Raw genomic sequence first — 12,445 nt, forward strand, 5'->3', positions numbered from 1 at the left:
GTTACAATGGGGTTTGTAGAATTTTGATGAAATATATTACATAGAGTAGCGTTGCTAATAAAAAGCATGTATGGAAGCTACCTTCAACAAGAATGGTCGAATGAAAATAAAGGTTTTTCTTTTATTTTCAAATGTACAGAAAAGTATTTCTAAAAAAATCATTAAGTATTGGGTGATAAATAATGATAAAAATGACGAATGTTTATAAGGAGTACCCAAATGGTATGAAAGCCATTGCTGGTCTCACAGTTAACATTAAACAAGGTGAATTCGTATACGTAGTTGGACCGAGTGGAGCCGGAAAATCTACATTTATTAAAATGATGTATCGTGAAGAGAAGCCATCTACAGGATCAATTAATGTAAATGGACTTGTAATTGAAACATTAGCAGAAAGAGATGTTCCATATTTCCGTCGTCAATTAGGCGTGATTTTCCAAGATTTTAAATTGCTACCTAAATTAACGGTATATGAGAATGTTGCGTTTGCTTTAGAAGTAATTGAAGAAGAGAAGGAAGCGATTCGTGAGCGCGTTACAGAAGTGTTAGGTCTTGTTGGTCTTGAAGAGCGTGCCGATGCACTTCCAAATGAGCTTTCGGGTGGAGAGCAACAACGTGTGGCGATTGCAAGAGCGATTGTAAATAAGCCAAAGGTTGTAATTGCCGATGAGCCAACAGGTAACTTAGATATTGAAACAGCTCTTGATATTATGAAGATTTTTAAACGTATTAATGAGCGTGGTACAACGATTGTTATGGCGACACATAACGCAGATATCGTAAATACAATTCGTCATCGTGTAATTGCAATTGAAGGCGGAAAAATTGTTCGAGACGAGATTGAGGGAGGATACGGATATGAAGGCTAAAACCCTTAGTCGACATTTGCGAGAAGGTGTGAAAAATCTATCCCGTAACGGATGGATGACATTTGCTTCTGTAAGTGCAGTAACAGTTACATTATTACTTGTAGGTGTCTTTTTGACAGCGATTATGAATATGAACCATTTTGCGACGAAAGTAGAGCAAGATGTAGAAATTCGTGTGCATGTTGATCCAGCAGCAAAAGAAGCTGATCAAAAGAAATTAGAAGAAGATATGAGTAAAATTGCGAAAGTAGATTCTATTAAATATTCTTCTAAAGAAGAAGAGTTGAAACGTTTAATTAAAAGCTTAGGCGATAGTGGAAAAACGTTCGAGTTATTTGAGCAAGATAACCCACTGAAAAACGTATTTGTTGTAAAGGCGAAAGAACCAACAGATACGGCAACAATTGCGAAAAAGATTGAGAAAATGCAGTTTGTAAGTAATGTTCAATACGGTAAAGGTCAAGTTGAAAAATTATTTGATACTGTAAAAACTGGTCGTAACATCGGGATTGCGTTAATTGCGGGTCTTCTATTCACAGCGATGTTCTTAATCTCTAACACAATTAAAATTACAATTTATGCTCGTAGTACTGAGATTGAAATTATGAAACTTGTTGGTGCAACAAACTGGTTTATTCGTTGGCCGTTCTTGTTAGAGGGATTATTCCTAGGAGTATTAGGATCAATTATTCCAATTGGCCTAATTTTAGTTATGTATAATTCGTTGCAAGGTGTGTTTAATGAAAAACTTGGCGGAACAATTTTCGAGCTTCTACCATACAACCCATTCGTATTCCAATTAGCTGGTTTATTAATGTTAATCGGTGCATTAATCGGTATGTGGGGAAGTGTAATGTCAATTCGTCGCTTCTTAAAAGTATAAAAAGTTGCAAACATAATTCGTACAAGCTTATCATATAGTAGAAATAGGTAAAGGCATCACACATCGTGTGATGCCTTTTGCTACACCACCTGTGTGTTCTGGAAAGGGGAATTCCGCATTGAAACGTAGAGTTGCAATTATTGGAATGGTTGTTGCATTTTTAATTGGTGCTGGTGGGATGTTTGGTGGTATGTACTGGTTTGGGATAAACCCAGCGTATGTAACACAAACAGTATCGAATGGTAATGCTGGCACAGCGCAAGGAAATTTGGTAAAGATTAATGAGGCGTATGCACTAATTGATTCACGTTATGTGGAAGACGTGAAAGACGACAAATTAGTCGAAGGTGCGATACAAGGAATGTTGTCTACGCTGAAGGACCCTTATTCCACGTATATGGATAAAGAAACGGCAAAACAGTTTAGTCAGTCACTGGATCCTGAACTTGAAGGGATTGGAGCTGAAGTGAACAAGACGGACGGTAAGCTTATTATCGTATCGCCAATTAAAGGTTCACCAGCAGAAAAGATAGGAATTAAACCGAATGACCAAATTTTATCTGTAGATGGAAATAGTGTGAAAGATTTATCACGTGAAGAAGCAGTATTAAAAATTCGTGGTAAAAAAGGAACGACTGTTGCAATTGAAATTAAGCGCGCAGGAGTGGCTGATCCGATAGAATTTAAAATTAAGCGTGAAAAGATTCCGATTTTCACTGTATTTAGTTCCGTAAAGCAAGATAGCGGAAAAGATATCGGTTATATGCAAATTACTTCTTTCGCTGAAAATACTGCGAAAGAATTTAAGGATCAGTTAAAAGAGCTAGAGAAGAAAAACATAAAAGGCTTAGTTATTGACGTGCGTGGTAATCCTGGTGGTTATTTAAATAGTGTAGAAGATATACTAGGAGACATCATGACAGATAAAAAGCCAATGCTACAAGTAGAACAGCGAAATGGTGAGAAGAAGAAATTCTCTACGGAACTGAAAGAGAGAAAGTCATATCCAATTTCAGTATTAATTGATAACGGAAGTGCTTCTGCTTCAGAGATTTTAGCTGGTGCGCTAAAAGAAGGAGAAGGATACGATTTAATTGGTGAAAAAACGTTTGGTAAAGGTACTGTTCAACAGGCTGTTCCATTTAAAGATGGCAGCAACATTAAATTAACAATGTTTAAATGGTTAACACCAGATGGCAATTGGATTCATAAAAAAGGAATCGCGCCAACTGTAGAAGTGAAGCAACCAGATTATTATCATGCGACACCAATTCAAATTGAAAAGACACTTTCATACAATTCAAATGATGTACAAGTAAAACACGCACAAGAAATGCTTAAGAGCTTAGGATATGTACCAGGACGTGAAGATGGATACTTTAGCAAAGAGACAGAATCAGCACTAAAAGCATTCCAAAATGCGAATGAGATGGAAGCAACAGGACAACTCGATAAAAAGACAGCTGAAGCGATTCAAACTAAAATCATTGAAAAAATCCGTTCTGGAGAAAATGATTTACAATTACAGACGGCATTGAAATTAATAGCGAAATAAGAAAGAATACAGGCACTTTGATGCCTGTATTTTTTTATGTGTTAAATATGATAAGATAAAAAGAAAGAATGATATAAATGGTGGTGAATGAATTCGTGGAGGCATGGCTTTTTGAAATACTACGAGCAGTTGGACGTTTTTTCTTACACCCTGCTGTCTATGTATTTTTAATTAGTAGTATCTTCGTTGGATACTTACGTATATTACGAGAACGAAAAGATTTTTCTTTTAAAGTATATGATATTTGGTTTGAACTACGAACAACTCTATTTGCAGGTATTGGGTACGGATTAATCGTATCTATTATTACGATTGGGCTTGGGCTTGTTGTTTCAAAAGCGAGTTTATGGGCAATTTTACTTTGGACGTTATTATTCGGATTAACTGCTATGTATCGATATTTATCTGTAGCTTATACTTTCGGAATCGCGATTGCACTCGTGTTGTTGTCGTCTAAGATGCCAGTTTCCTTCTTACAGCTTGGAGAAGGTGAAGAGGGTACGATTGTATCCCTTGCTATTTTACTAGGCGTTATGCTCGTTGTAGAGGGTTTATTAATCTCTAAAAATGCAGTTCGTTATTCTACGCCGAAAATTAACAAAGGTAAGCGTGGGCTACGAATTGGACTACATGAATCCAATCGTTTATGGCTTGTACCAGTATTTATTCTTATACCAGGAGACGCGGTGACAGGATTTATTTCTTGGTGGCCTGTCGTTTCAATAGGTTCGACTACATACTCTTTATTCCTCGTTCCATTTTTAATTGGATTTATGAGAAAGGTTAGAAGTTATGAGCCGACGGAAGCTTTATTATTTACAGGAAGACGCGTCTATGGTTTAGCGGGGCTCGTACTCGTTTTAGGTATCGCAAGTTACTGGTGGCACGTACTCGCAATTATCGCGATGGGAGTCGCAATGCTTGGACGCTTTACAATCTCGATGCAAGAGAAAATTGCAGACGAGAAAAGACCAGCATACTTTGCCGCACGTAATGATGGACTTGTTGTGTTAGATACAATTCCGAATACAATTGGGGCAGAGATGAATTTAAAGCCTGGAGAAGTTATTACGAAAGTAAATGGAATCATTCCAAGAAGTACCGAAGAGTTTTATGACGCGCTTCAAACGAAGACGACAGGAGCGTTTTGTAAATTAGAAGTAGTAGATACAAATGGTGAGCTTCGTCTTGCTCAAACGGCATTATACGCCGGGGGACATCATGAATTAGGTGTTGTATTTGTTCAGCAAGAGCACGAGTGGGATTCGGAAGCTATATAAAGTAAAATGGAAACCTTCATCAAATATAGATGAAGGTTTTTTTAGTTTCATAGACGGATAACTTGAATAATTATTTGATAATGGTTATCATTTAGAGAGTCTTTTAATTTGGAAAAGGGAGGAAAGATATGCTACGTAAATTTTTTTCTTACTATAAACCGTACAAAGGTTTATTCGTACTCGATTTTTCCTGTGCAGTTATCGCAGGTTTACTCGAACTTGGTTTCCCGCTTATCGTAAATCAATTTATTGATAAGTTATTACCAGGACAAAACTGGACGCTTATTTTATGGGCTTGTTTCGGCTTGTTCGTAGTTTATGTGTTAAATGCAGGTTTGCAATATGTCGTTACATATTGGGGACATATGCTTGGGGTTAACATTGAAACAGATATGAGGCAGAAATTGTTTGATCACATTCAAAAGCTATCATTCAGATTTTTTGATAATAATAAAACAGGTCATTTAATTTCACGTCTTACAAACGATTTAATGGAAATTGGGGAAATTGCTCACCATGGACCAGAAGATTTATTCATTGCCATTATGACTTTAGTTGGAGCATTTTCATTTATGATGATGATTAACTGGAAGTTAGCACTTCTAACATTCTTCGTAATCCCGTTCTTATTATGGTTGGCACTTTACTTCAATAAAAAAATGACAGGTACGTTTAGACGTTTATTCTCAGACGTTGCTGATTTCAATGCATGTATCGAGAACAATGTAGGTGGTATCCGCGTTGTACAAGCATTCGGAAATGAAAAGTTTGAGAAAGAGCAATTTGCTGTAAATAATGCTCGTTTCCGTACAACAAAATTAATGGCGTATAAAATTATGGCGTTAAATTCATCGATTAGTTATATGCTGATGCGTCTTGTAACACTCTTTGTATTAATATGTGGTACATGGTTTGTTCTGCAAGGTGAATTAACGTACGGTGGATTTATTGGATTCGTTTTATTAACGAATATTTTCTTCCGCCCAATTGAAAAAATTAATGCGGTTATTGAAAGTTATCCGAAAGGAATCGCTGGTTTTAAAAGATATGTAGAACTTCTGGAAACAGAGCCGGATATTGTAGATTCTAAAGATGCAATAGAAGTTAAACATGTACACGGCGATATTCAATACAATAACATCACGTTCGGATATGAAAATAAAGAGCCGATTTTAAACGATATTAGTTTGAAAATACATGCAGGTGAAACAGTTGCTTTCGTTGGACCATCAGGGGCAGGGAAAACAACACTATGTAGTTTATTACCTCGTTTTTATGAACACTCATCTGGATCAATTCAAATTGATGGCATTGACACCAAAGAGATGACGTTATCGTCACTTCGTAAGCAAATCGGAATTGTACAGCAAGATGTTTTCTTATTCTCAGGAACAATTCGTGAAAATATCGCTTACGGAAACTTAAAAGCTTCAGAATCTGAAATTTGGCAGGCGGTAAAACGTGCTCAGCTAGAGGACTTAATTTACTCGCAACCAGACGGTTTAGATACAGTTATCGGTGAGCGTGGTGTGAAACTTTCAGGAGGACAAAAGCAGCGCTTAGCAATTGCCCGTATGTTCTTGAAGAACCCGCCAATTTTAATTTTAGATGAAGCAACTTCTGCGCTAGATACAGAGACAGAACTTGCTATCCAAAAATCACTTGCAGAACTATCTGTTGGCCGTACAACATTAGTTATCGCTCACAGGCTTGCAACTATTAAAAATGCAGATCGCATCGTCGTTGTAAATAAAGATGGTATTGCAGAACAAGGTTCACATGAGGAACTAATCAAACGAGGCGAGGGTTACAGCCGATTGTATGAGGCGCAGTTTAGTTCGTAAATATAATTTCTGCTGAATTAGTGCACCATAAGTAAGTGGAAATCTTATTTGGGAGGCTACAAAGCATGATTGTAACAACAACTTCTACAATTCAAGGGAAAGAAATTATTGATTATATCGATATCGTTAATGGCGAAGCAATCATGGGTGCGAATATCGTGCGTGACCTTTTCGCCTCTGTCCGTGACGTTGTCGGTGGTCGCGCAGGCGCCTACGAAAGTAAATTAAAAGAAGCGCGCGACATTGCAATGGAAGAGATGAAAACTCTCGCAAGACAAAAAAATGCGAACGCCATTGTTGGTATCGACGTGGACTACGAAGTAGTTCGCGAAGGAATGCTAATGGTTGCGGTGAGTGGGACTGCTGTCCGTATATAAAGTGAAAAGCCGTGCTGGTGCACGGCTTTTTGTTGTTATTGTGTCTAACATGATAGGTAGGGTGATATTCTATGTCGAAGCCTCGATATTTCTTGGGAAATGTGGAAGGTCCCGTCGATATATGGGGAAGACATTAGAGTGCTTCTTTACACTGCCGAATTCGAACTAATAATTTTTCGTATTCTTGTTCGAGAAATGTGATGTCATCATGCTGATTTGGGATAGAAATCCGGCTGATGATTTCTGTTAATTTTGTTTGTAATCGTAATAATTCTTGTTCAGTAACGTTTACAGAAGCTTGGGTGGTTCTTTTTGTGTATTGCTCGTAATTGCCGTGGAATATTCTTGGTTCGCTCTCATCTACTTGTAGAATATGGTTTGCAACAGAACGAATAAAGGCACGGTCATGGCTAATGAAAAGTATTGTACCAGGATACTCCTGTAACATGCTTTCTAATTCTTCTTGCGTTGCCAAGTCTAAATAGTTTGTCGGTTCGTCGAGCAGAAGCATATTATAGTTTCCTAAAAATACTTTTGCGAGTGCAACCTTCATGCGTTCTCCACCACTTAAGATGTGCACAGGTTTATGAACATCTTCACGGCGGAATAGGAGCCGTGCAAGTATTGTTCGAACGAACGATTCTGTATAGTTTGTTTCTTCTAGAACGTTTTCTAAAATTGTTTTATCTGTTTTTAAAATAGATAATGTTTGTTCAAAGTATCCAATTTTACAACTTTTCGAAAGCTGAATGCCACGCTCGTTCGTGAGAAGCATTTTGAACAAAGTTGTTTTTCCACTTCCGTTTTCCCCTAAAATAGCAAGCTTTGCCCCAGGGACAATTGTTCCATTCATATTTTTAAATAATGTGCGATCCCCTATTTTCTTCGTTGTTTTATTAAACTGAACAACTGCTTTACTATGAATTCGTGTGTGGTATTGTACGTCAAACTGAGCTTGAGAAAAGTCTTTCGGTTTTTCTTTCTGTTCCAACTGTTCAAGGCGTGTTTCTAGTGCTTTCGCTACTTTGCTAACATTTTCTTGCCCATGAGCCCCGCTGCACTTATAAAGTTTAGATTCAGATGAACTGAACCGTGTTGGGATTTTTGTCATGCTAGAAGCACGTTGCTTTCTTTGTGAAATTGACTGTTCTAACCGATTTTTTTCTTGTATATATTGATCATATTCTGCTTGCTTTTGTATTCGCTCACGTTCTTTTTGCTTTCGATAGTTTGAATAATTACCTTTATATTCTTGAATAGTACCGTCTTCAACTTCGATGATTTTTGTACATATGGCATCTAAAAGATCACGATCATGCGATATTAAAACAAGTGCTCCTTTATAAGATAAAAGTGCCTTTTCTAATTGCTCTGTACCGAACATATCTAAGTGACTTGTTGGCTCATCAGCAAATAGAATGCCTGCATCTTGTTCGAGGGCATGGGCGATCTTTAGGCGCATTCGTTCACCGCCGCTCATTGAATTTGCGGCGTTTGAAATATTCCATTTGCCCTTAGCGAGGGAAGAAGCGGTTTCCGGTATCCCCTCGCTAAGCTGTGGAATGATGGCGATAGAACTATGATGAGTTACTGTGCCTTTGTCAGCTTCTATTTCTTTACTTAATATTTGTAATAACGTAGATTTTCCAGCTCCGTTGACTCCGACAATCCCTATACGATCGTTTGCTTGAATTTCTAGTGATGGTAACGTAAATATGGTGCGATCACCAAAGCTCTTTTCGATATTACGTGCGATTAAAATAGTCATAAAAAAACCTCCCTAGTTTCACTAGAGAGGATAAATGTCGCCCTTCAATGTAAAAATCGTACATAAATAAACGATTTTTTACATGATCGTATCGAAAGAAAGTATCGACAAATGGACAGACTAATCCTCTGCTAATTTTCATCATTTTTGTTCACTATTTGTGATGGATGAAATAAATAAGAGAATTAGAACTTCATTGGTCAAAGTACCTTCCTTTCATAATATTATTTTTATTGTATGCGCATACAAATGGATTTGTCAAACTTATTTCTGTGTGCTATTTTTGAATTTATTATTATACAATTGTGCTTTTGCCAGCGCCTCAGCATCGTTCTTGATTTCATCTAGTCCATTCGCATCCCCAATAATATACCCTTCAAATGATGAACCAACAAAATCAAAGATATATTGAAACTGGGCGATAAGCGGCAATGCTTTCAGTTTTGGACTGTCTCCGCCAACGATGACAACGTACATTTTTTTGCCTTTCATTTTTTCTTTGAAATGAAGAGATTTATCACGCAAGCTTTGTGACCAGCGATCAACGAAGTTCTTCATGTGGCCGCTCATTCCGTACCAGTATAGCGGTGTAGCGAAGATAATTGTGTCGTGCTCTAGCATGCGCTCAATTAACTGCTCGTAGTCATCATTTACAGGTTGAAATCCTTCTACATTATGGCGCTGATCTATGATTGGGTGGACGATATGATCACGCAAGTAAATTTGTTCTGTTTCAATCCCATCAATCACCATATGTGTTAAAGCTTCCGTATTTCCGTTTTGTCTTGAACTGCCATGTATAACAAACATGTAATCATCCCTTTTCTTTTGCTTGTTTTAGGAGTGAAACGTGTTTTTGTAAATTCGTTTGAATGTTGGAAAGTAATGTGATTTGCTTCGTTACCTCATCAAGTTTGTCTTCGTAAAGTGCAAGGATACTACTACACGGATTTTCGTAGAGATGTGGCTCGATTTCAAGGCAACGTAGCATTCGTTCTGTTTCTTCTAAATTTAAGCCGATTTGCAAGTACATTTGAATCAGCTCTACTTTTTCGATTGCACTTTCATCAAAATCACGGTAGCCATTTGCTAGGCGTTTCGAAGGGAGTAATCCCTTTTCTTCATAATGTCTTAGTGCCCTTTCGCTAACCCCAGTTTCTTTTGATAACTCTCCAATTCGCAATGCGTTTCACTCCTTTTACATGTATTGTAAACCTTCACACTAATGTGAAGGTCAACTCTGTTTTTTCGCAAAAGAATCTACGTGTTTTAAAAAGACTTGAATAGCTTTAGACGGGATAAAATATTTGCCGCGCACGATGGAGAATGGACGGATTAGCTCTTCGTTCGGAACAGGGATGTGGAATATTTCTTGTGCTAATAGTTCTTTTCGAACAGTCCAATCTGAAAGGATAGCGATGCCAAGACCGGCTGCAACGGCTTCCTTCACGCTTTGAATACTGCTAAATGTAAAGAAGCGCTTCATTTTTAAATGATGTTGGTGTATAAAGCGATCGCTATAGGCACGTGTGCCAGAGCCGCTCTCCCTTAATACCCAGACTTGATCTTGCAATGTATTTTCGTTAATTCCCTCGATATGGAGCAATGGGTGGTTTGGCGGGACGACGAGTTTCATTTCATCTTGCATAAAAGTTTCAACATCTACGTCAGCGTATACGACTTGGCCTTCCACTAAGCCGATATCAATTTGATTAGAGCGGAGGCTTTGCAAAACTTCTTCCGTATTGGAGATAAATGTATGAACTTCGACGTGTGCATTTTCATTGGCAAAGCGCGCAAGTATTTTTGGAAGTAAGTATTCGCCAATTGTAAAGCTAGCGCCGATGCGAAGTGTCCCTGTTACGACGTTATGCAGCGCATTAATTTCCTGTTTTGCATCTTCATAAAGTGAGAGCATCTGCTTTGCGTGTATGTATAATATGTTTCCAGCTTCCGTAACTTGGACGTGCTTTGGGGAGCGCTGTATAAGTGTAGTCCCAAATTCATTTTCCAAGTTGCGAATGTGCATACTAACGCCAGGTTGTGAAAGGTTTAATAGTTCCGCAGCACGCGAAAAATGTTTTTGTTCAACGACAGTAACAAAGATCTTTAAAATGTCGACGTTCATTTGTTAGGCCCCTTTATTTTTGCTTTTATTTTATCATAAGTATTTCTGATGATAGGGATTCAATATTGATATTAAACTTATTATTAAAACTCTCTTATAATGTAACTAGAAAGAACATGCATGTTCCAATACGATTATTGGGGTGGTACAAAGTGGAACAAACACTTGTTATACAAAAGAAGAAGGGCTTTGGATTTTCGCAAGGGATTGGGATTACGTTATTAATCGCAATCGCCGCGAAATATTTAGCAGAGCTTCCATTTTTAAATATTATGGGACAATTAGTAATCGCTATTCTAATCGGAATGGTTTGGCGCGCGGCAATCGGGATTCCTCAAGAAGCGATAGTGGGAACGAACTTTGCGAGTAAGAAGTTGCTACGCTTTGGGATCATCTTACTCGGAATGAGGTTAAATCTTGTAGATATTGCGAAGGCGGGGCCGAAAGTATTGGTCATCGCAGCGGTTGTTATTACATTTACAATTTTCGTTGTATATGGACTAACGAAAGTATTTAAAGTAGAACAGAAACTTGGAATTTTAACAGCATGCGGGACTGCAATTTGCGGAGCTGCAGCGGTCGTGGCAATTGCACCGCAAGTGAAAGCGAAAGATGAGGAAACGGCAGTTGGGGCAGCAATTATTGCAATTTTAGGTACAATATTTACACTTATTTATACGCTATTATACCCAGTGCTTGGCTTCTCACCCTACGGTTACGGGGTGTTCTCAGGGGCGACGCTGCACGAAATTGCTCACGTTATCGCTGCGGCGGCGCCAGGAGGTAGCACGGCTGTAGACATCGCAGTTATTGTGAAATTAACGCGCGTTGCGATGCTTGTGCCAGTAGCGATTTTAATTGGATTATGGTTTGGTAAGAGTGAGGACAGCAAGGAAAAAAGATCGTGGCGCGACCTTCCGATTCCTTGGTTCATCTTCGGATTTTTAGCAATGAGTGCGGTGCATTCGATTGGGATTATCCCAGAAGTTGTTGCCGGATATATTGTAGTAATTGCGTACATGCTTATTGCAATGGCAATGGCAGGGCTAGGTTTAAACGTAGAGTTTAAAACGTTCCGCAAATTAGGAAGCAGAGCATTTGTGGCAGGGTTGATTGGCTCGGTTTGCCTATCTGTTCTTGGGTATGTTCTTGTGTATGCTTTAGGATTTATGTAGTAGCAAAAAAAGAGGCATCTTATAGATGTCTCTTTTTTTTACCTTTTTTTGTAAAGATATCTTTACTTGAATTTGGAAAATATTTATAATTAAAGTAAAGATATCTTTACTTTCGAAGGTGGAGCCTATGGGTGTGAAAAATAAAATTAAGGAATTACGAAAACAACATCATATAACGCAAGTGGAAATGGCAAAGGCGATGCAGGTGACACGGCAGACGATTGTGGCGATTGAAAACCATCATTATAATCCGAGTCTAGAGCTATCCCTAAAAATCGCCAAATATTTTGGGATGAAGGTAGAGGAAATATTTACGCTGGAGTAAGGGGAGAGAAAATGAACGACACTAAAAAGTTGTATATCGCTACTGTCTTAGGATTATGTGGAGGGGACGTTTTAGTTCGTATTATGGACCCATCCATACCGATGTTATCGCTTATAGTTAGTAACATTTTAGCAATTGTATTTCTGATATTGTATACGAATTACAAAAAGCGGAAGTACAAAAAAGAAGAACTTCCAGATATAGATGAGCGGGTAAATGAAAATATAAAAAAGTATGTAAA

12 protein-coding genes and 1 pseudogene are annotated in these 12,445 nt (G+C 38.0%); 9 read left to right on the plus strand and 4 right to left on the minus strand.

Going from position 1 to position 12,445, the window contains the following annotated elements; all coding sequences use genetic code 11:
• Positions 1–182 precede the first annotated feature (182 nt).
• From ftsE to AB3X49_RS04935, 6 genes are all read left to right on the plus strand, one after another.
• Positions 183–869 (plus strand): cell division ATP-binding protein FtsE, encoded by a 687-nt coding sequence (gene ftsE / locus AB3X49_RS04910; protein ID WP_003192357.1) that lies wholly within the window; start codon positions 183–185, stop codon positions 867–869.
• Positions 859–1,752: a permease-like cell division protein FtsX gene (gene ftsX, locus AB3X49_RS04915; RefSeq protein WP_002089596.1), complete on the plus strand. Its 894-nt coding sequence runs from the start codon at positions 859–861 to the stop codon at positions 1,750–1,752. Before ftsE ends, ftsX begins: the two co-directional genes overlap by 11 nt.
• A gap of 118 nt (positions 1,753–1,870) precedes the next feature.
• Positions 1,871–3,307: a S41 family peptidase gene (locus tag AB3X49_RS04920; RefSeq protein WP_012261984.1), complete on the plus strand. Its 1,437-nt coding sequence runs from the start codon at positions 1,871–1,873 to the stop codon at positions 3,305–3,307.
• Positions 3,308–3,402: 95 nt separating this feature from the next.
• Entirely contained in the window at positions 3,403–4,587 is a 1,185-nt protein-coding gene (locus tag AB3X49_RS04925) for a PDZ domain-containing protein (protein WP_172798714.1), read from the plus strand.
• Positions 4,588–4,715: 128 nt separating this feature from the next.
• The gene (locus AB3X49_RS04930; protein ID WP_012261982.1) at positions 4,716–6,431 is read left to right on the plus strand and encodes an ABC transporter ATP-binding protein; all 1,716 of its coding nucleotides are present in this window, start codon (positions 4,716–4,718) and stop codon (positions 6,429–6,431) included.
• A 65-nt stretch (positions 6,432–6,496) separates the two neighbouring features.
• Positions 6,497–6,808, plus strand: coding sequence for a YbjQ family protein (locus tag AB3X49_RS04935; protein WP_002112849.1), 312 nt, complete (start codon positions 6,497–6,499; stop codon positions 6,806–6,808).
• A gap of 133 nt (positions 6,809–6,941) precedes the next feature.
• Here the strand turns inward: AB3X49_RS04935 and abc-f are convergent, their stop codons facing one another.
• The 4 genes from abc-f to AB3X49_RS04955 all read right to left on the minus strand — a co-directional run bounded on the left by abc-f (position 6,942) and on the right by AB3X49_RS04955 (position 10,704).
• Positions 6,942–8,576 (minus strand): ribosomal protection-like ABC-F family protein, encoded by a 1,635-nt coding sequence (gene abc-f / locus AB3X49_RS04940; RefSeq protein WP_367960763.1) that lies wholly within the window; start codon positions 8,574–8,576, stop codon positions 6,942–6,944.
• A 264-nt stretch (positions 8,577–8,840) separates the two neighbouring features.
• Complete coding sequence (locus AB3X49_RS04945; protein ID WP_367960765.1) at positions 8,841–9,386, minus strand: flavodoxin family protein; 546 nt, start codon at positions 9,384–9,386, stop codon at positions 8,841–8,843.
• A gap of 4 nt (positions 9,387–9,390) precedes the next feature.
• The gene (locus AB3X49_RS04950; RefSeq protein WP_002016114.1) at positions 9,391–9,759 is read right to left on the minus strand and encodes a MerR family transcriptional regulator; all 369 of its coding nucleotides are present in this window, start codon (positions 9,757–9,759) and stop codon (positions 9,391–9,393) included.
• Positions 9,760–9,810: 51 nt separating this feature from the next.
• On the minus strand, positions 9,811–10,704 hold the full coding sequence (locus tag AB3X49_RS04955; RefSeq protein WP_044439365.1) for a LysR family transcriptional regulator: 894 nt from the start codon (positions 10,702–10,704) through the stop codon (positions 9,811–9,813).
• A gap of 152 nt (positions 10,705–10,856) precedes the next feature.
• Between AB3X49_RS04955 and AB3X49_RS04960 the strand changes: the two genes are divergently transcribed.
• The 3 genes and pseudogenes from AB3X49_RS04960 to AB3X49_RS04970 form a co-directional block, all read left to right on the plus strand.
• Positions 10,857–11,879, plus strand: a complete 1,023-nt coding sequence (locus AB3X49_RS04960; RefSeq protein WP_003192348.1) for a YeiH family protein — start codon at positions 10,857–10,859, stop codon at positions 11,877–11,879.
• A gap of 127 nt (positions 11,880–12,006) precedes the next feature.
• Positions 12,007–12,204 (plus strand): helix-turn-helix transcriptional regulator, encoded by a 198-nt coding sequence (locus tag AB3X49_RS04965; protein WP_000538358.1) that lies wholly within the window; start codon positions 12,007–12,009, stop codon positions 12,202–12,204.
• Between the two features lie 11 nt (positions 12,205–12,215).
• A pseudogene (locus AB3X49_RS04970) lies at positions 12,216–12,445 on the plus strand (hypothetical protein); the annotation flags it as partial.

It is taken from the genome of Bacillus sp. C30 (genome assembly GCF_040838255.1).
GTDB lineage: Bacteria > Bacillota > Bacilli > Bacillales > Bacillaceae_G > Bacillus_A > Bacillus_A mycoides.